Origin of the sequence: Paraburkholderia sp. EG287B, assembly GCF_040965595.1 — a bacterium.
GTDB lineage: Bacteria > Pseudomonadota > Gammaproteobacteria > Burkholderiales > Burkholderiaceae > Paraburkholderia.
The window spans coordinates 65,022-83,634 of sequence record NZ_JBFRCG010000007.1 but is presented as its reverse complement, the minus strand read 5'-3'; the positions used below and the strand labels follow the sequence as shown (position 1 = coordinate 83,634).

17 protein-coding genes are annotated in these 18,613 nt (G+C 66.8%); 11 read left to right on the top strand and 6 right to left on the bottom strand.

Annotation, left to right across the window (positions count from 1 at the left end; translation table 11 throughout):
• Positions 1–21: 21 nt before the first annotated feature.
• Entirely contained in the window at positions 22–2,058 is a 2,037-nt protein-coding gene (gene shc / locus AB4Y40_RS13780) for a squalene--hopene cyclase (RefSeq protein ID WP_368688160.1), read from the bottom strand.
• 64 nt (positions 2,059–2,122) lie between these two features.
• On the opposite strand from shc, the gene AB4Y40_RS13775 reads away from it, so the two are divergent.
• The 10 genes from AB4Y40_RS13775 (at position 2,123) to AB4Y40_RS13730 (ending at position 11,822) form a co-directional block, all read left to right on the top strand.
• Positions 2,123–2,839 carry a TetR family transcriptional regulator gene (locus AB4Y40_RS13775; RefSeq protein ID WP_368688159.1) on the top strand — a complete coding sequence of 239 codons (717 nt, stop codon included), beginning with the start codon at positions 2,123–2,125 and terminating at the stop codon, positions 2,837–2,839.
• 118 nt (positions 2,840–2,957) lie between these two features.
• Positions 2,958–3,917 carry a 4-hydroxyproline epimerase gene (locus tag AB4Y40_RS13770; RefSeq protein ID WP_368688410.1) on the top strand — a complete coding sequence of 320 codons (960 nt, stop codon included), beginning with the start codon at positions 2,958–2,960 and terminating at the stop codon, positions 3,915–3,917.
• A complete protein-coding gene (locus AB4Y40_RS13765) occupies positions 3,917–5,074 on the top strand; it encodes an NAD(P)/FAD-dependent oxidoreductase (protein ID WP_368688409.1) in 1,158 nt (385 codons plus the stop codon). The genes AB4Y40_RS13770 and AB4Y40_RS13765 overlap by 1 nt, the downstream gene beginning before the upstream one ends.
• Positions 5,067–5,342 (top strand): 2Fe-2S iron-sulfur cluster-binding protein, encoded by a 276-nt coding sequence (locus AB4Y40_RS13760; RefSeq protein WP_368688158.1) that lies wholly within the window; start codon positions 5,067–5,069, stop codon positions 5,340–5,342. The genes AB4Y40_RS13765 and AB4Y40_RS13760 overlap by 8 nt, the downstream gene beginning before the upstream one ends.
• Positions 5,339–6,607, top strand: coding sequence for an FAD-dependent oxidoreductase (locus AB4Y40_RS13755; RefSeq protein ID WP_368688157.1), 1,269 nt, complete (start codon positions 5,339–5,341; stop codon positions 6,605–6,607). The genes AB4Y40_RS13760 and AB4Y40_RS13755 overlap by 4 nt, the downstream gene beginning before the upstream one ends.
• A gap of 89 nt (positions 6,608–6,696) precedes the next feature.
• Positions 6,697–7,479 (top strand): helix-turn-helix domain-containing protein, encoded by a 783-nt coding sequence (locus tag AB4Y40_RS13750; protein ID WP_368688156.1) that lies wholly within the window; start codon positions 6,697–6,699, stop codon positions 7,477–7,479.
• A 172-nt stretch (positions 7,480–7,651) separates the two neighbouring features.
• Positions 7,652–8,566: a dihydrodipicolinate synthase family protein gene (locus AB4Y40_RS13745; RefSeq protein WP_368688155.1), complete on the top strand. Its 915-nt coding sequence runs from the start codon at positions 7,652–7,654 to the stop codon at positions 8,564–8,566.
• Positions 8,567–8,660: 94 nt separating this feature from the next.
• Positions 8,661–9,674: an Ldh family oxidoreductase gene (locus AB4Y40_RS13740; RefSeq protein WP_368688154.1), complete on the top strand. Its 1,014-nt coding sequence runs from the start codon at positions 8,661–8,663 to the stop codon at positions 9,672–9,674.
• Positions 9,675–9,762: 88 nt separating this feature from the next.
• Entirely contained in the window at positions 9,763–10,425 is a 663-nt protein-coding gene (locus tag AB4Y40_RS13735; protein ID WP_028203032.1) for a response regulator, read from the top strand.
• A complete protein-coding gene (locus AB4Y40_RS13730) occupies positions 10,422–11,822 on the top strand; it encodes an ATP-binding protein (protein WP_368688153.1) in 1,401 nt (466 codons plus the stop codon). The genes AB4Y40_RS13735 and AB4Y40_RS13730 overlap by 4 nt, the downstream gene beginning before the upstream one ends.
• Here the strand turns inward: AB4Y40_RS13730 and ampC are convergent.
• The 5 genes from ampC to AB4Y40_RS13705 all read right to left on the bottom strand — a co-directional run bounded on the left by ampC (position 11,819) and on the right by AB4Y40_RS13705 (position 17,594).
• Entirely contained in the window at positions 11,819–12,991 is a 1,173-nt protein-coding gene (gene ampC, locus AB4Y40_RS13725; RefSeq protein WP_368688152.1) for a class C beta-lactamase, read from the bottom strand. The two genes, AB4Y40_RS13730 and ampC, sit on opposite strands and share 4 nt — an antisense overlap.
• Positions 12,992–13,079: 88 nt before the next feature.
• On the bottom strand, positions 13,080–14,645 hold the full coding sequence (locus AB4Y40_RS13720) for a cytosine permease (RefSeq protein WP_368688151.1): 1,566 nt from the start codon (positions 14,643–14,645) through the stop codon (positions 13,080–13,082).
• Positions 14,646–14,745: 100 nt separating this feature from the next.
• A complete protein-coding gene (locus tag AB4Y40_RS13715) occupies positions 14,746–15,735 on the bottom strand; it encodes a LysR family transcriptional regulator (RefSeq protein WP_368688150.1) in 990 nt (329 codons plus the stop codon).
• 12 nt (positions 15,736–15,747) lie between these two features.
• A complete protein-coding gene (locus tag AB4Y40_RS13710) occupies positions 15,748–17,181 on the bottom strand; it encodes an NAD(P)/FAD-dependent oxidoreductase (RefSeq protein ID WP_368688149.1) in 1,434 nt (477 codons plus the stop codon).
• A 68-nt stretch (positions 17,182–17,249) separates the two neighbouring features.
• Complete coding sequence (locus AB4Y40_RS13705) at positions 17,250–17,594, bottom strand: cupin domain-containing protein (protein WP_368688148.1); 345 nt, start codon at positions 17,592–17,594, stop codon at positions 17,250–17,252.
• 170 nt (positions 17,595–17,764) lie between these two features.
• Here AB4Y40_RS13705 and AB4Y40_RS13700 point away from each other — a divergent pair, with 170 nt between their 5' ends.
• Entirely contained in the window at positions 17,765–18,595 is an 831-nt protein-coding gene (locus AB4Y40_RS13700) for a helix-turn-helix transcriptional regulator (RefSeq protein WP_368688147.1), read from the top strand.
• The last annotated feature ends 18 nt before the right edge of the window (positions 18,596–18,613 follow it).

Here is an 18,613-nt window from a genome sequence, read left to right as displayed (position 1 = left end):
CGCTTGCGCCCCGCTTCGCATTCAGACTGCGAGCGCGGCTTCTTCCGCTTCCCGCACCGCGACCGCACCGCCCTCGAGCCGCCGGTAACGCGACAGCGCCCACAGCGGGAAATAGGCCGTGTACCCGTGATACTTGAGGTAGTAAATGCGCGGGAACCCCGGCGCATTGTGCGAGCGATGCCACCAGAATCCGTCTTCCTGCTGCACGGATAGCAGATACGCCACGCCGCGCCGCACCGACTCGGATTCCCAGTCGCCGAAGGCCATTTGCGCGAGCAGCGCCCATGCGGTGAAGTTCGACGCGCTTTCGCCGCCGTTGGTGCCGGCAAGACGCGGGTCGAGATAGCTGTCGTTGGTCTCGCCCCAGCCGCCATCGGCATGCTGGCGTGCGCGCAGCCAGGCGAGCGCGCGTGCGATGTACGGCTGATTTGGGTCTTCGCCCGCGAGCGCGAGACCCGCCAGCACGCTCCACGTGCCGTAGATGTAGTTGGTGCCCCAGCGGCCCCACCAGCTGCCGTCGGCGCGCTGGGTGGCCTTCACGTACTGAATGGCGCGCGCGAGCGAGGCCTTGTCCTCCTCGCGGCCCGTCACGCCGAAGCACAGCAGCACGCGGCCCGACACGTCTTCGGTAGGCGGGTCGAGCAAGGCGCCGTGATCCGCGAAGGGGATCGCGTTCAGATAGAGACGGTCGCAATCGGCGTCGAAGGCTCCGAAGCCGCCGTTGCGCGATTGCAGGCCGCGCATCCAGTCGAGCGCGCGCGCGACGCGCGCCGCATACGGGTCCACGCCCGTTTTGCGCGCCTCCCCAAGGCCGCGCCGATGGAGCATGGCGGCGACCACGGCCGTATCGTCGATGTCGGGATAGTACGGGTTCTCGTACTGAAAGGCCCAGCCGCCAACCGGCGTGTCGGGCTGCGCGTTCTCGATCCAGTCGCCGCGCACGTCCTCCACCTGGCGCTCGGCGAGCCAGTCGTACGCGCGCGCAATGCGCTGCTGCAGTTCCGTGTCGCTGATCGCGGCCGACGCCGGATCGGCGGGCGCGACCGTGCGCGCCTGCTCGAGCGCCATCGTGCTCCACGCCGTGTCCCACACCGGCGAGAGACACGGCTGGCAATACACGCTGCCGTCCGGGCGCTCGACGAGCAGCTTTTCCAGCGCATTCTCGCAATCGCGGCGTAACGGATGATCCTCAGGATACCCAAGCACCTGCATCATCTGGTAGCTGTAGACGATAGGCGGAAAGATGCCGCCCATGCCGTCCTCGCCGTTCATGCGCTCGGCGCACCAGGCTTCGGCGTGCTTCATGGCACGTTGGCGCAGCGCGCGCGGCAGCAGCGGCTCGAGATGGCGCAGCGCGCGGTCAGCCGCGAGAAAGAACCGGCGGATGCCCTTGCCGCGCGCAAAGTATTCGCGCTCCTCGTCGGGGGGCGTCACGAACAGTTCGGCGATCGACACGTCATGCGGATTGGCCGCGCGCGCCTTCAGCGAACAGAGCGCGAGCAGTGGCACCATGGTCGTGCGCGCCCAGTAGGCGACCTTGTACATCGAAATGGGCACCCACCTGGGGAACAGCACGAATTCGATCGGCATGAACGGCGTGGCGCGCCATGGCACCTGACCGAAGGTGGCGAGCAGAATGCGCGTAAACACGTTGGACTTCGCCGCGCCGCCGAGCTTCAGAATGGTCTCCCGCGCACGCACCATGTGTGGCGCATTCGCCGAATCCCCCGCCGCCTTCAGCGCGAAGTACGCCTTCACGCTGCACGAGACATCGGGCGCGCCATCCACGTAGAGGTCCCATGCGCCGTGCGTTTGCAAACGCTGGATCGCGCGCAGATAGCGCGCCATCTTCTCCTGACGCACCACGTCGATCTTGCCCATGAAATGCATCATGAGGATGTATTCGGCAGTGATCGTAGCGTCCGATTCGAGTTCGAAGCACCAGCTTCCATCGGCGTCCTGCTCTCGCACGAGCGCCTCGCGGCCGCGAACGATCGAGGCGTCGAGCGCCGCCATGGCGGCTGCAGAGGCGGTAAAAGGCGGGTTGGAATTTTTCATCGGCGGATCATACCATCCGTACGGAATGTTTAGCAGCGACGCCTGCAATGGTATGATCGCCGCCATGAAAGACTCCTCCGTCAAGGCGCCCGCGCGCGCGACAAGGCGCAGCGCGAAGGCGGCTGACGCAGCGGCCCCCTCGGCTCCACCGGCCTCTCCGGCCCCGAAGTCCCGTTCCCCACGCAAGGACGCGGCGCCCGCCGCCGGCACGCGCCGCAAGAAAGCCCCGGTCCAGGTGCGCGCGCAGTTGCTGCAAGCGGCTTCCGATATCGCCACCGATCAAGGCGTGCCCGCCGTGACGCTCGATGCCGTGGCCGAACGCGCGGGCGTGACCAAGGGCGCGCTGCAGTATCACTTCGCCAACAAGCAGGGCTTGCTCGATGCCCTCTTCGAGCAGACGCTCACGCGCTTCGAGCAGCAGATGCACACGCGCATCGACGAAGGCGTGGCGCAGGGCGCGCCGAAACACGGCGCCGCCGCGCGCGCCTACCTGCACACCACGCTCGACGAAACGAGCCCCGCTGCCAGCACCAACGTGCTGCGCGTGCTGGTGGCCGCGATGATGACGGACCCCGCGATTCGCGAGCGCTACGCCGCGCCCATGCGCAAGTGGACGCGCCCCGACCCGCTGCCGCTCGAAGCCGCCGCCCGCCTCATGATCTGCCGGCTCGCCGCGGACGGCTTGTGGATCTCCGACCTGCTCGGCTACCAGAACATGCCGCCGCGCCTGCGCGCCGAAGTCGTGCGCCAGCTGGAGCAACTGGCGCTCGTGAAAGACTGAAGAAAGCACGCGCCAGGGTTCCCCCGGAGCGCCGCGCATTCACGCCCGGCGCACTATGCCGAAATCGTCACCGCGCATGGGTCGTTCGAGCAAGACGGCCAAAATGGCGCGACCTACGATTGTCGCCATGAAAACCCTGACCGTTATCGACTCCCACACGGGCGGCGAGCCCACGCGCCTCGTGATCGCCGGCGGCCCCGAGCTGGGCCGCGGCCCGCTCGCCGAACGCCTCGCCGTATTCCGTCGCGACTTCGACCGCGTGCGCGCGGGCGTCGTCAACGAGCCGCGCGGCTCCGACGTGATGGTCGGCGCGTTGCTATGCGAGCCGCATGATCCGTCCTGTTCCGCGGGCGTGATCTTCTTCAACAACGTCGGCTTTCTCGGCATGTGCGGGCACGGCACCATCGGCCTCATCGCCTCGCTCGCGCATCTCGGGCGCATCGCGCCCGGCGTGCATCGCATCGAAACGCCGGTCGGCAACGTCGAAGCCGAACTGCACGCCGACGGCAGCGTCACCGTGCGCAACGTGCCCGCGTATCGCTACCGCCAGGCCGTGCCGCTCGACGTGCCCGGCTACGGCCGCGTACACGGCGATATCGCCTGGGGCGGCAACTGGTTCTTCCTCGTCGCCGACCACAACCTGACGCTCGAAGCGCGCAACGTCGAAGCGCTCACCGAAGCCACGTGGGCCATGCGCCAGGCGCTCGAGGCGAACGGCATTACCGGCGCGGACGGCGCGCCGATCGACCATATCGAACTGTTCGCGCACCCGGACGTCGCGGGCATCGACAGCCGCAATTTCGTGCTGTGTCCCGGCAAGGCCTATGACCGTTCGCCGTGCGGCACCGGCACGAGCGCGAAGGTCGCGTGCCTCGCCGCGGACGGCAAGCTCGCGCCCGGCGCGCAGTGGCGCCAGGAAAGCATCATCGGCAGCGTGTTCGAAGCCTGCTATGAAATCACGCCCGAACTCCCCGCCGGGCATATTCGCCCGAGCATACGCGGCAGCGCGCATATCAGCGCGGAGTCCAAACTGATTTTCTCCGATGACGATCCGTTCGCGTGGGGCATTCCCGCGTGATGCAAGGGTCGAGCGGTCAATACGATGTCGTCGTGATCGGCGCAGGCATCGTGGGCGCGGCTTGCGCGCACGAACTCGCGGCGCAGGGCCTGAACGTGCTCGTCATCGAGCGCGCCGGCATAGGCGGCGGCGTGACGGCCGCCGGCATGGGCCACCTCGTCGTGATGGACGACACGCCCGCCGAATTCGCGCTGAGCGCGTGGTCGCTGGCGCTGTGGCACGCGCTGGCGCCGCGTCTCGACGCGCGCCATGCGTTCCTGCGCTGCGGCACGCTCTGGGTCGCCGCCGACGAAGAAGAACTGGCGCTCGCGCAGACGCGTCAGCAGGCGCTGCAACGCCAGGGCGTGGCGTGCTCGATGCTGGACGCGCGCCAGTTGCGCGAAGCGGAGCCGGGGCTGCGCAAGGGCCTCGTGGGCGGCATGATCGTCGACAACGACGCCGTGGTTTACGCGCCGGCCGTAGCCGCATGGCTGCTCGAGCAGCCCGTTAGCGGCCGCTTGACCTGCCGCACGCAAACGCAGGTCGCACGTATCGATCGCGCGGGCGTGCACTTCGCCGATGGCGAGGTCGTCGGCGCGGGCGCAGTCTTGATCGCGAACGGCCTGGCGGCGCTCGATTTGCTGCCGCGCCTGCCGCTCCAGGCGAAGAAGGGACACCTGCTCATTACCGACCGCTATCCCGGCACGATTCGCCATCAGATTCTCGAACTCGGCTACATCAAGAGCGCGCACAACGCGAGCGGCACCTCGGTGGCGTTCAACGTGCAGCCGCGGCCGACCGGGCAATTGCTGATCGGCTCGTCGCGCCAGTTCGACACTACCGACCCCGCCGTCGAGCCGGCGATCCTCGCGCGCATGCTGCGCCGCGCCGCCGAATATCTGCCGCAACTGCCCGCCCTCAACGCGATTCGCGCATGGACGGGCTTTCGCCCGGCATCGAGCGACGGCATGCCGCTGATCGGCCCCGCGGCCTCGTTCGCCGACGACGACAGCCATCCGTCCACGTGGCTCGCCACCGGACACGAGGGCCTCGGCGTCACCACGGCGCTCGGCACCGCGAAGCTGATTGCTGCGCAAATGCTCGAACGCGCCGCCGAGATCGACGCGACGCCCTATCTCCCCGCGCGCTTCGCTGACCAGGGGGCCGTGCATGCCTGAAGCCAATACGACGTTGACGATCGACGGGCGCAAGGTGGGCGTCGCGCCGGGCAGCTCGGTTGCCGCCGCCATCGCCATTGCCGCACATGCGGAACATGCGGCGCCCGTCACGCGGCGCTCGGTGAGCGGCACGCTGCGCGGGCCGTTGTGCGGCATGGGCATCTGCCAGGAATGCCGCGTCACCATCGACGGCGTGCCGCATCGGCTTGCCTGCCAGACGGTTTGCGTCGCGGGCATGAAGGTCGTCACCGGGAATGCGGCACCATGAAGTTCGATATCCTGATCATCGGCGCCGGACCGGCCGGATTGAACGCCGCGCGCATCGCCGCCGAGGCGGGCGCGAGCGTCGGCATCGTCGACGACAATGCCCTGCCCGGCGGCCAGATCTGGCGTCAGGGTCCCGGTCATCGCGCCACTGGCCCCGCGCGCGTCGTGCTCGACGCCCTCGCCGCACGCACCAACGTCACGCTGCTGAGCGCAACCCGCATCGTGCAGGCGCTGCCCGCGCGGCAACTGCTCGCCGAGAGCCCCGACCGTGCGCTCACGCTCGCTTACGGCAAGCTCATCGTCGCCTCGGGCGCGCGCGAGCGCTTCCTGCCCTATCCCGGCTGGACCTTGCCGGGCGTCACGGGCGCGGGCGGCTTGCAGGCGCTCATCAAGGGCGGCATGCCCGTGCGCGGCGAACGCATCGTCATCGCGGGCAGCGGGCCGCTGCTGTGGGCCGCCGCCGTGACCGCGCGCCAGCATGGCGCAACGATCGCCGCGATCCTCGAGCAGGCGGCGCCCCAGGCGGTGCGCCGCTTCGCGGCCGGCCTCGTCCATACGCCCGCGAAGCTCGCGCAGGCGCTGCGCATGCGCTTCGACTTGCGCGCGACGCCTTACTGGTGCGATGCGTACGTTGCCGAAGCCATCGGCATGACGCGCGTGACGCAGGCGCGCGTGCGGCGCGGCAACGACGACATGCTGGTCGATTGCGACCGGATCGCGTGCGCCTATGGCCTCGTGCCGAATACGGGCCTCGGCGCGACGCTGGATTGCCGCCTCGAAACCCATGCGGGCTCTCCCGCCATCGCCGTGAACGAGTGGCAACAGACCTCCGCCGAAGCCATTTACGCGGCCGGCGAATGCACGGGCGTGGGCGGCATGGAACTCGCAGCAGTGGAAGGACGCATCGCGGCCTACGCCGCGCTCGGCGACCACGCGAACGCCCGGCGCCTGTTCACCGAACGCGAGCGCTACCGCCGTTTCGCGATGCGCCTGCACGCGGCGGTCGAACTCGCCCCCGCGTTGCGGTCGCTCCCGCAGCCCGACACCGTGTTCTGCCGTTGCGAGGACGTCGCGTATCGCGACGTCGCGCGCCATGCGTCGTGGCGCGACGCCAAGCTGCAGACGCGCTGCGGCATGGGCCCCTGCCAGGGCAAGATTTGCGGCGAAGCGGCGGCGTTCTGCTTCGGCTGGCCGCAAAACGGCCAGCGCCCGCCGTTCTCGCCGGCGCGCATCGACACCTTGCTGCACGCAGAAACGGCGCAATAGCGCCACAGCCGTTTTTTGTTGCAGATGCGCGCGCGTGCGCAAATCGGCACAATGGTATTTTCCGCCGATCCCGCCCCAGGCGCCTCGCGATGCCCGAACTGGTCCTGCCCGCCGCCCTCGATAACGCCACGTTTGCGCAGATGGTCGCGCATTTCACCATGCTCGAGCCGCTGTTCGACGCCATGCCCGACGTGGTGTTCTTCGTGAAGGACCACGAGGCGCGCTACGTGATCGCCAACACCACGCTCGCCGCGCGCTGCGGCTTCAAGGAGAAGCGCGCGCTGCTCGGCAAGACAGCCGAGCAGGTCTTTCCCTCGCGCTTCGGCCACAGCTATACCGCGCAGGACCAGGCCGTGGTGCGGCTCGACAGCAGTCTCATCGACCAGCTCGAACTGCATCTGTATCCGGGCCGGCAGCCGGGCTGGTGTCTCACCTCGAAAGTCCCGCTGCACGACGCGCGCGGCCGCGTGCTGGGCGTGGCGGGCATTTCGCGCGATCTGCAGGCGGCCGAAGGCACGCATCCCGCTTACCAGCGGCTCGCGGTCGCCGCGAAGTACATCCAGGACAACTATGCGCAACCGCTCAAGCTCGCGCACCTGGCGAAGCTCATCAACATGTCGGTGGCGCAGATCGAGCGCTACTTCCACAAGATCTTTCACCTCACGCCCCGCCAGATGCTGCTGAAAACACGTCTGGACGCGGCCTCGGTGCTGCTCGCGAGCGACCTGAGCATCACCGACATCGCCACGCAGTGCGGTTATAACGATCACAGCGCGTTCACGCGGCAATTCAAGGCCACGGTGGGGGTCACGCCGAGCCAGTACCGCGCGCTGCTGCAAACGCCCGCAAGCGCGCAGACGTCCGGCGCTTGAGCCTCGCGCCCAGGGTTGTCCCTGGACTGCTTTAAGAAAGCGCTGGACTATGCAGATTTCGTCTTTTTGAGGCGCGAAAGGCCCCAAGCGTCAAACCATCTGGACAGCGATACTTCACTCATATTCAACAGGTACCGGCGCGAGCCGCTACGCATTCAAGGAGTGAGTCACAGTGAGCGCTATCCAGTGGAGCGGGGTGTTTCCCGCCGTCAGCACGCAGTTCAAGGCGGACTTCTCGGTCGATATCGACGCCACGCACCGGGTGGTGAGCAATCTCGTCAAGGACGGCGTGTCGGGCCTCGTGGTGTGCGGCACCGTCGGCGAGAACACCTCGCTCGCGACGCATGAAAAGATTGCGGTGATCGAGGCCGCGCGCGACGCGGCAGGCGGCAAGGTGCCGGTGATCGCGGGCATCGCCGAATTCACCACGGAGTTCGCGCGTCAAACCGTGAAAGAAGCGGCGCGCGTGGGCGTGGACGGCGTGATGGTCATGCCGGCGCTCGTGTATTCCTCGAAGCCGCACGAAACGGCCGCGCATTTTCGCGCCGTGGCGTCCAGCACCGACGTGCCGGTGATGGTCTACAACAATCCGCCGATCTACAAGAACGACGTGACGCCCGACATCCTGATCGCTCTTCAGGATTGCGAAAATATCGTCTGCTTCAAGGATTCGTCGGGCGATACGCGCCGCTTCATCGATCTGCGCAACGCCGTGGGCGACCGCTTCGTGCTGTTCGCGGGCCTCGACGACGTGGTGGTCGAGAGCGTCGCGGTGGGCGCGCAAGGCTGGGTCTCGGGCATGTCGAACGTGTTCCCGAAAGAAGGCGAAACGCTGTTCCGCCTCGCCAGGCAAAAGCGCTTTGACGAAGCGCTCGCGCTGTACCGCTGGTTCATGCCGCTGCTGCACCTCGACGCGCGCCCGGACCTCGTGCAATGCATCAAGCTGTGCGAGGAACTGGTGGGCCGCGGCAGCGCGGTCACGCGTCCGCCGCGCCTGCCGCTCGAAGGCGAAGCGCTCGCGCATGTGAAGGCCGTGGTCGAGAAGGCGCTCGCCACGCGCCCCGCCCTGCCGGACGTCGGTCTGTAAGCGTCACGCATTCAGCGCGCCTCTCTCCCAATCTTCATTCGAATCACCGAAACCGGGCCGCGTTGGCCCGGTTTGTTTTTTTACACGGGATGCCATGTCCGCCACCATCGTCCTCACGCTCGACGAAGTCTTCACGCTCTCGCGTAACGTGCTGCTGCGGCACGGCATGTCCGGGGCGCACGCCGATGCGATCGCGCGCGTCATCACGCACGGCCAGCGCGACGAATGCCATTCGCATGGCATCTATCGCCTGCTCGTCTGCGCACGTTCGCTTCAGAGCGGCAAGGTCGATGCGCGCGCCGAGCCCACGCTGCGCGATATCGCGCCCGGCGTGCTGGCCGTGGACGCGCACTATGGCTTTTCGCTGCTCGCCTTCGAAACCGGCCTGCCCGTGCTCGCGCAGAAAGCGCGCAGCCATGGCATCGCGGCGATGGCCATCAATCATTGCTTTCATTTTTCGGCGCTGTGGCCCGAGGTCGAAGCCATCGCGGTGCAAGGGCTCGTAGGCATCGTCATGAATCCGAGCCATAGCTGGGTCGCGCCGGCCGGCGGCACGCGCGGCGTGTTCGGCACGAATCCGCTCGCGTTCGCGTGGCCGCGCGAAGGCGGCCCGCCGTTCGTGTTCGACTTCGCCACGAGCGCGATTGCGCGCGGCGACATCGAACTCCACGCGCGCGAGGGCAAGCCCATTCCGCCGCATTGGGCGCTCGACCGCGACGGCCAGCCCACCACCGACGCGCGCGCCGCGCTGGACGGCGCGATGCAGACGTTCGGCGGCCACAAGGGCTCGGCGCTCGCGGCCATGATCGAGCTGCTCGCGGGCGCGCTGATCGGCGACCTCACGAGCATGGAGTCGCAGGCCTTCGACGGTGGCGCGGGCGCGAGCCCTTGCCATGGCGAACTCGTCATCGCCATCGATCCCCGGCGCTTTGGCGGCGACGGTTACGCAGCCGGCCAGGCGCGCGCCGAGCGGCTGTTCGCCGCCATCACCGACCAGGGCGCGCGCTTGCCGTCGCAGCGCCGTTTCGAGGCGCGCGAGCGCAGCGAACGCGATGGCGTGACGGTGCCGCGCACACTTTATGACGACGTGCTGAAACTCCTCGACTGATTGCCAGGCTCCCTTTCAGCGTGCCGCTTAAGCACCGGTTAAGCCGGGATGAGCGACAATGTAAGGCTGGAAATTGAGGGAGCGAGCGATGCGCCTGTTGCTGGTGGAAGACGACGAAATGATTGCCGAAACGGTGCTCGACTCGATGCGCCGCGAGGGTCATGCCGTCGACTGGGCGCGCGACGGGCGGGAAGCGGAGCTTTCGCTCGACAACGACGTGTACGACCTCGTGCTGCTCGACCTCGGGCTGCCGAAGAAAGACGGGATCGAGGTGCTGAACGGCTACCGCCGCAAGGGCGGCGAAGCGGCCGTGCTGATCCTGACCGCGCGCGACTCGGTGACGGACCGCATCGCCGGGCTCGACGCCGGCGCCGACGACTACCTAATCAAGCCCTTCGATCTCGACGAGCTGGCCGCCCGCACGCGCGCCATGCTCCGCCGGCGCACGGGCCAGAAACAGCCCGTCTACACGCACAGCGGCCTCGCGCTCGACCCCGCCGCGCACGAGGTAACGAAAGACGGCGAAAGCGTCGCGCTCGTGCCGCGCGAATTCGCGCTGCTGCGCGTGCTCATCGAGCAGCCTGCGCGCGTGTTCACGAAGGCCGAACTCGAAGAGCGCATGTACGGCTGGGGCGAAGAAGTCGGCAGCAACGCGATCGAGGTGCACGTGCACAGCTTGCGCCGCAAGATCGGCACCGACCAGATCGTGACCGTGCGCGGCGTGGGCTACCGGCTCAAGAGATCGGAATGAACTCCATCCGCCGCCGCCTGCTGGGCTGGCTCATCTGCGGGTTCGCGGCCGCTTCGCTCGTGGCCGGCTTCGGCATTTTTCACAGTGCGCGCGAAGAAGCGGGCGAGCTGTTCGATTACGAGCTGCATGCCGTGGCGCAATCCATGCCCGCGAGCGCCGCGACGGCACGCGAGGTGGAGCAGTCCGGCCCCGGCTTCGACGAGATCGCCGACGACCGCATTCTCATCCAGATCTGGGACCGCGACGGCAAGCTGGTTTACCGCTCGCAGGAAACGCCCGTGCTGCCGCGCCAGGCCACGGGCTTTCGCACGATCGAGCACGACGAGGTGCATTGGCGCGTGTACGGCATCGAGCAACCGGACCGCTTCGTTCAGGTCGCGCAGCCCATTTCCGTGCGCGACGGGCTGGCGCTGCACCTCGCGCTGCATACGTTGTGGCCGCTCGCCCTGCTCGTGCCGGTGGCCATCGTGCTGCTGCTGTTCGTGGTGACGCGCGGGCTCGCGCCGGTGGGCGCGTTGTCGGCGCTGCTCGCCTCGCGCTCGGCGCATGAGCTGGAGCCGTTGCGCCTCGACGGCTCGGTGCCCGTCGAACTGCGCCCGCTCGTCGTCGCGCTCAACGATCTGCTGGACCGCCTGAATACGGCCTCGCAGGCGCAGCGCACCTTCATCGCCGACGCGGCGCACGAGCTGCGCTCGCCGCTCGCCGCGCTCAAGCTGCAATGGCAGGCGGCGCTGCACGACGGCACGCTCAACGGCGAGCCGCGCACGCTCGAACGCATGCAAACGCGCCTGAACCGCACGATCCGCCTCGTGCAGCAATTGCTCACGCTCGCGCGCGAAGATGCACAGGCGAGCACGCCCGCCACCGTCGTGAGCCTGCGGCGGCTGGGCGAGCAGGCCATCGGCGACTTCTCGCTGCTCGCGGAAGAGAAAGGCATCGACCTGGGCCTCGAGTCGCGGCCGCCCGTGACGCCCGAGTGCATCTGCAACGTGAACGCCGACGCGCACGGCCTGAACACCCTGCTGAACAACCTGCTCGACAACGCGATTCGCTACACGCCGGCAGGCGGCAAGATCGATCTCGTGCTCACGCGTTCGCAGGACGCGCTCGGCTTCGAAGTCATCGATAACGGGCCCGGCATTCCCGAAGCCGATCTCGAACGCGTGCTGGACCGCTTCTTTCGCGGCGATCATGCCCAGGGCACGGGCAGCGGGCTCGGTCTCTCGATCGTGGCGCGCATCGCGCAGCGTCATGGTCTCACGTTCACACTGCGCAACAACCCCGGTGGGCGCGGGCTCACCGCCGCGGTGAGCGGGCTGCCTGTGCACGACAGCCCGGCGGCCAAAACGAATGCGCCCGCGAGCCGAACCGCCCGCGCGACGAGCGATTCGGCCTAAGGCGCAGGCGCGCCCTGCACCAGTTCCAGCACACGATATGCGAACCGCACGCGCGACTCGGTGGGGTGATTGCGGTTGGCGAGAATGACGATGGCCGTCTTGCGCGAAGGCTCGAACGCCAGATAGCCGCCAAAGCCATTGGTCGCGCCCGTCTTGTCGAGCAACGCATCGGGCTGCGGCGGCAGCGGCGGGTTCAACGCCGTGGCCGGGTTGTCCTCCAGCACCATCACGTTCGCGTTGCCTTTCACGAGATCGTTCAGGCCCACCGGCTGCGTGTATTGCTCCCATACGAGGTCCTGAATGAACGGACCCGTGCGGAAATAGCCCACATGCGTGGCCTCCAGCGCGCGCTGCAACTCCGGCTCCACCACGACCTGGCCCAGGTTCGCTTCGAGAAAGCGCAGCATGTCGCGCGTATCCGATTTCACGCCGTAGGCTTCGTCGGCGAGCACGCCGGGATTCAGACGCACCGGCGCGTCCTTGCTGTTGTAGCCCTGCGCATAGGCCGCGCGCTCCGAGGCCGGCACGCGGATGAACGTGTGCGCGAGCCCGAGCTTCGGAAAGAGCAGCTTCTCCACGGCATCCGGGTAGCTCATACCGAGCTGCTGCGCCGTGATGCGCGCGAACATGCCGATGCTCGGGTTCGCATAGGTGCGCTGCGTGCCCGCCGGATAGCGCGGCCGCCATGCCTCGAGCCACGCCGTCAGCTGTGCGTCGTTCGTGACTTCATCGGGCACCTGCAGCGGGAAGCCGCCGCCCGTGTGCGTACCGAGATTGACGAGCGTAAGCGCGCCGAACGGCGTGCCGCGCATCTCGGGCACATAGGTGCTCACCGGCGCATCGAGCGAGAGCTTGCCGGTCACCTGCGCCCACCCGCCGAGGGTGGCGGCAAACGTCTTGCTCATCGAGCCGAGTTCGAACAGCGTCTCGTTCGTGACCGGCGCGCCCGTTTCCTTCGATGCGACGCCGAAGTTGTAGAAGCGCTCCGTGCCGTTCACGGCGACGCCAATCGCGAGACCTGGGATGCCGTTCTCGCGCATGAACGCGAGCGCAGCTTCGCGGATTTGTGCGTCGCTGCCGGTGGCGGGTTCAGCGGCAAAGGCAGGGGTGTTGAGCGTGATGGCGAACAGTAGAACGCCCGCACAGCCCCTTACGAGTGAACGAAGCAAGATCGCCTCCTTACGCGGTGCGCAAAAGCCGTGATCTTACCCGGTCTGCGCGCAGCGGCCTCCGGGGAGGCGACCCGTGCTGACAGACTTACTCGGCGTACTCCGGGCTGCGCTGCAGTTCATGCACCGCGCCAGCCGTGTGCTCCTCGCGCATGCGTTGAGCATGTACCGGTTCAAGTGCCTGCCCGCGCGAGCCGCGTACGAAGCGGCGCCCTTCCCGGCCATACACGGCATCCGACTCTGGGACCATCGTCAGCAGTACGACGTAGATGATGCCGCCCACCGCCAGCGAAACCGGCACGCTCAGATCGAGGCCGCCCGCCAGCGAGCCAAGCGGACCGACGAATTGCCCCGGCAGATTCACGAACGAAAGACCGAGGAACGCCGCCGGCAGCCACGCGCCCATCGCGCGCAGATTCCAGCCGTGCGTGAACCAGTAGTGCCCGCCACGGCCGCCGCGATTGAAGACCTGGAGATCGTCGGCGAGATAGTGGCCGCGGCGCGTCATGAAGCCGATCACCATGATCGCCATCCACGGGCAGCTGAACGTGCAGATCAGCGTCGAGAACGTCGAGACGCTTTCGACGAGATTGAACGCGAAGCGGCCGACGAAGATGAAGCCGATGGCGGGCGTGCCGATCAGCATGGTCGCGCGCACGCGGTTCAGGAGCTTGGGGAACATGCTCGACATGTCGAGGCCGGTGCCGTAGAGCGCGGTCGTGCCGGTGGACATGCCCCCGATGATCGCAATGAGGCAGGTAGGCAGCAGGAACCAGCGCGGCGAAACGGCCAGCAGTCCGCCCACATAGTCGTTCGAGGCGATATAGCTCGGCGCCTTCGTTGCGATGAGCGTGGCCGTGACGAGGCCGAAGAAGAACGGCACGAAGGTGGCGATCTGCGCGGCGAATACAGCGCCCATCACGCGGTGGCGCGGCGTGTGCTGCGGAATGTAGCGCGCCCAGTCGCCGAGCGTCGAGGCGAACGACACGGGGTTGCTCAACGCGACGAGCACGGCGCTCACGAAGGCCACCCAGAATCCCGCGCCGCCCTCATGCAGCGTGCCGGCATAGCCGGGATCGAACGCACCTGCGAACGCGAAGGCGCCCACCACGAACATGAGGCTCGCTGCCCACACGGCAATCTTGTTCACCCAGAGCATGAAGCGAAAGCCGTAGATGCACACCACCACCACGAGCACGGCGAACACCATGTAGGCCGTGCCGAGCGTCCAGGTGTTGACCGGCACGCCGACCATGTCGTGCGCGCCGCCCACGAGTGCGTCGCCCGAACTCCAGACCGCGAGTGCGAAGAACGCGATCGACGTGAGCAGCGCGAGGAACGAGCCCACGATCCGCCCGTGAATGCCGAAGTGCGCCCCCGACGAAACGGGATCGCTCGTGCCGTTGCGCGGACCGAACAGGCTCATGGGCGCGAGAATGCAGGTGCCGGCGAGCACGCCGAGCACGATGGACCACACGCCGGCCTTGAACGAGAGGCCGACCAGCACCGGAAAGCTGCCCAGCACCGAGGTGGAGAAGGTATTGCAGCCGCCGAACAGCAGCCGGAACAGATCGATGGGCCGCGCGTAGCGCGATGCATCGGGAATGCGTTCGAAACCGAATGTTTCGATCTGGGTAATGCTGTTATTGCTCATTGTCTCACTCCTTGCCGCGCCAATCTGGTTGTGTTTGCAAGCAACCGGTCAACGCACTATCAACGTCTCTCGCCCACTTTAATCGATCGCAGTGGGCTAATTATTCTGCATTCCATACGTTTACATCTTGCGCAGCCAATGTATGGCACGCAGCGCTTCTTTCATTCAACGAGCGCTCCGGCACGGCGGCATGCTGCCCATAGACGCCCAGCAGATCGTCGCAGAACGCGCGCACGATGGGCTTTTCCGCAGAGCTGCGCTTGACGGCCAGATGCATCGGCACGTCGAAGCCGAACGTGGTGCGTCCGAGCGCCCGGATGAGGCCGCGCTGCTCGAACGGCTCGGCGTGATGCGCGGGCAGGTAGCCGATATGGCTGCCCGACAGGATCAGGACCGTGGCGGCGTCGATGCTGTCGGCAATCGCCGTCACCTGCCGGTCGCCGATACCGGCCAGCTCCTCCGGTATCGGATAGCTGCGCCAGACCCAGTCGTGCTCGCGCAGGTCATCGACGTTGACGTGCGGGGCATGGTGGAACAGCGCGTGCCCGCGCCCGCAGCACAGCACCTGGCGCTCGCTGAACAGCTCGGTGTAATCGAGGCCCGCCACGCGATGCCAGAAGTAGCCGATTGCAATGTCGAGGTGGTTGTTGACGAGACTTTCTTCGAGTTCTTGCGGGGCCGCGACCTTCATCGTGAAGCGCACGGCCTGATCGCGTTGGCGGAATGCGCCTATCGCTTCGGCGAGCCGCGCGTTCTCGACGTGCGAAGCCTGGCCAATCAGGCCGATGCCGAGCGTACCGACGAGCTTGCGGTCGATATCGCGCACGCGCGCCACGAACTCGGTGGTGGCCGCAACGAGCGCGCGCGCCGAGGGCACGAAGCGTTCGCCCTTCGACGTGAGACGAAAGCCACCGCGCCCGCGCTCGCAGAGCTTGAAGCCCACACGCGCCTCAAGCGCCGAGAGCTGCGTGCTGATGGTGGACTGCCGCACGCCGAGCGTCGCTTCGGCCGCGGTGATGCCGCGCGCGTCCACCACGGCGAGAAACACGCGGATGAGCCGCAGGTCGAGATCGGAGGTATTGGAGAACATGCCGCTCATCCCTCACATCGGAAAGCCCATCGCCTTGATACCCTTGATCCACGCGCGCTTCCAGCCGCCTTCGGCGTCGGCGCCGTCGAACGCATGGAACGTCACCTTGGCGGCCAGCCAGCGCACCGGCTCCGGGGGGATATAAGTCGGGCTCTGGTTGGCGATATCGAGCGCGCGCTCGGGGCTGTTGCGGTCGAACAGGATATTGAGGCCCATGAAGGCGCCGAAGCGGCTCGCCGCCACGCCAAAACCCGTGTAGCCCGCCACGAAAACGGCCTTGTCGTTCAGATAGCGCTTCGCGAACACGGAGCCGCGCGAGCAGTAGTCGATCGGGCCGCCCCACGCATGCGAGAAGCGCACGTCGGCAAGCTGCGGGAAGGTGCGGTAGAACGCCTGCGCGAGCCGATAATAGGTCTCGGCCTTCTGGTCCTGCGGAGGATTCGGATCGCCGTCGAAGTGATAGCTCACGAGGCCGCCGAAGATGATGTTGTTGTTCTTCGTGAGGCGGAAGTAATTGAGCTGCGTGCGCGTGTCGTAAATGCCCTGGCGATTCTTCCAGCCGATACGCGCGAGCTGCTCTTCGGTGAGCGGTTCGGTGGCGAGCACGTGGTCGCGCACCTGCAGCACGCGCCGGTTGATATCGGGAATGCCGACCTTCGCCGTACCGCTGCCGAACACCACGCGCGGTGCGCGCACGCTGCCTTCGGGCGTCTTCACGTAAACAGTCTGGCCTTCGTCGATGACATCGATGAGCGGCGTGTGCTCGTAGAGCTTCACGCCGAGCGAAAGCGCCGCGCGCTTGAGGCCCCACGCAAGCTTGGCCGGATGCACGACGCCGCTGCGATTGCGCGACCACAGCGCGCCGGCGAACAACGGCGAATCGAGTTGCTCGCGCGTCGCTTCGGCATCGAGCAGCACGACGTCGTGCCCGTAGCGTTGGTGCAGCTCGTAGTCGCCGCGCAAATGCTCGATATGCTCGGGATCGACCGCAACGGTCATTTCGCCGTTCCATTCGATGTCGGCGTCGATGTTGTAGCGCTTGAGCGTTTCCTCGAAGCCGTCGAGATTGTGATGGCCGAATGCTTCGAGTTGCGCAATATCGTTGGGGAATACCCGGACGGCATTGGGCAGTCCATGCATCACCGAAGTCGAGATGATGCCGCCCGCGCGGCCCGACGCGCCGTGCGCAACCTTGCCCGCCTCGATCAGCACGACGTTCAGATGCGGCATCTGCTCCCTGGCCTGCACGGCGGCCCAAAGCCCCGTGAAACCACCGCCGATGATCAGCAGGTCGGCCTCTACATTGGCGGTAAGCCTGGGCTCAGTCGGCGGCTCGGCGGGGTTGTCGAGCCAGTACGGAAAGAACCGTGTGCGCGAAAGCGCCTCTTGCACGCCGAGCGTGACGCCCGGGCGCGATTCGACTTCAACTTCTGCAGGGGTACTCATGATTGGCTTCACTGCGCGGAACGGGAGAAACAGAACCACCTCCTATGGAAGGCGGCTCACCATGGTCCTTAGGCCTGTTCGAGCACGACGTAGAACTTCTTCGCGTCTTCGAGGGTTTCCCAGCGGCCTGCAAAGCCGGCGGGCAGGAGGTAGCCCTGGCCGGCCGCAAATTCCTTGCGGGCGCCGTTCGCGTCGGTCAGGGCGATCTTGCCTTCCACGAGCCATACCGCTTCGTCGGCGGTCGTGGCCGGAAAGTCCACCGCGCCGACCTTGCCTTCCCACCAGCCGATCACATAGTGATTGTTCTTGCCGACGGTCGCGCGCCAGTCGCTTTCGTCCATGCCATATTCCAGCCTGGTGAATTCGCCGATGCCGGCGCCCAGCGGCACGATGTCCTGAATCAGTTTGCTCATTTGCGTCACTTCCGGTTGATTGATTGAGTGACGCCAAAGTTACCGACTGGCGCGGTTGCGGTATGCCCCCCCTCAGGGGGGGCAAGCGGTGTTTTGCTGCCCGATTTGGGCATTTTTGGCGGCCAATAGCCTTCGGCTATAATCAATCAGCCATTACGAATGGGCGTGCCATGCTGCTCGACGTCCCCGCGCTCAACCGCGATCAACCGAACTTTCCGCTCTCGTTCAAGACCCTCGGCAACGTGATCGAGGCCGTCGGCACGCCCGATTTCGTGCCGCGTCTCACGCTGTTGCTCAACGAGGTCGTGCCCGTCAATGTCGTGCATATCGAGCGCTCGCGCGCGGATAGCACGATGCCCACGGGCTTTCGTTGCGAATGGATCGGCAGTGGCGGGGTCGGAATGGATTCGGGCGCGATCTCGGACGTGATGACCCTGTATTACGACCGCTTCTACGAAAGCGATCCGCTGTTCGCGGGCATTCGCGGCAAGCTCGGCACGATGCTGGTGGTGCGCGACATCGGCGCGATACCGCCGGGCGAATTCCGCCAGCGGCTCTTCGACGAGGCGCGCATTGCCCACGAATGCGTGCTCGCTCGCGGAACGCGCCACGCGCAGGACTCCATCGCGCTCGAACGCGGTCTGCGCGAACCGCCGTTTACGCTCGTGGAAATGAACCGTTTTCGCAGCGTGAGCGAGTTTCTGTTTCCGCTGCTCGAACTGCACGCCTCGACGAGCGCGGCCCGGCGTATTGCCCATGCGGCTCCCTTCATGCATCCGCTCGCGCAGTTCGACGCCCGCATTGCGGCCGACACCGTGCGACTGTCCAAACGCGAATACGAAACCTGCGCGCATCTGATCACGGGCAAGACCGTGCCCGAAGCCGCGCAGATCCTCGGCGTGCAGGTGGCTACCGCCGAGTCATACGTGAAGCGCGCCTTCGCGAAGCTGGGCGTGCGCACCAAGCGCGAGCTGATCGCCTGGGGCCACGCCGCGGTTTAAGCAGGCCGTTTAAACGCG

Coding starts and splice junctions, on each gene's coding strand:
- shc (WP_368688160.1), bottom strand. CDS start 2,058: ATGAAAAATTCCAACCCGCCTTTTACCGCCTCTGCAGCCGCCATGGCG.
- AB4Y40_RS13775 (WP_368688159.1), top strand. CDS start 2,123: ATGAAAGACTCCTCCGTCAAGGCGCCCGCGCGCGCGACAAGGCGCAGC.
- AB4Y40_RS13765 (WP_368688409.1), top strand. CDS start 3,917: ATGCAAGGGTCGAGCGGTCAATACGATGTCGTCGTGATCGGCGCAGGC.
- AB4Y40_RS13760 (WP_368688158.1), top strand. CDS start 5,067: ATGCCTGAAGCCAATACGACGTTGACGATCGACGGGCGCAAGGTGGGC.
- AB4Y40_RS13755 (WP_368688157.1), top strand. CDS start 5,339: ATGAAGTTCGATATCCTGATCATCGGCGCCGGACCGGCCGGATTGAAC.
- AB4Y40_RS13750 (WP_368688156.1), top strand. CDS start 6,697: ATGCCCGAACTGGTCCTGCCCGCCGCCCTCGATAACGCCACGTTTGCG.
- AB4Y40_RS13740 (WP_368688154.1), top strand. CDS start 8,661: ATGTCCGCCACCATCGTCCTCACGCTCGACGAAGTCTTCACGCTCTCG.
- AB4Y40_RS13735 (WP_028203032.1), top strand. CDS start 9,763: ATGCGCCTGTTGCTGGTGGAAGACGACGAAATGATTGCCGAAACGGTG.
- AB4Y40_RS13730 (WP_368688153.1), top strand. CDS start 10,422: ATGAACTCCATCCGCCGCCGCCTGCTGGGCTGGCTCATCTGCGGGTTC.
- AB4Y40_RS13720 (WP_368688151.1), bottom strand. CDS start 14,645: ATGAGCAATAACAGCATTACCCAGATCGAAACATTCGGTTTCGAACGC.
- AB4Y40_RS13715 (WP_368688150.1), bottom strand. CDS start 15,735: ATGTTCTCCAATACCTCCGATCTCGACCTGCGGCTCATCCGCGTGTTT.
- AB4Y40_RS13710 (WP_368688149.1), bottom strand. CDS start 17,181: ATGAGTACCCCTGCAGAAGTTGAAGTCGAATCGCGCCCGGGCGTCACG.
- AB4Y40_RS13705 (WP_368688148.1), bottom strand. CDS start 17,594: ATGAGCAAACTGATTCAGGACATCGTGCCGCTGGGCGCCGGCATCGGC.
- AB4Y40_RS13700 (WP_368688147.1), top strand. CDS start 17,765: ATGCTGCTCGACGTCCCCGCGCTCAACCGCGATCAACCGAACTTTCCG.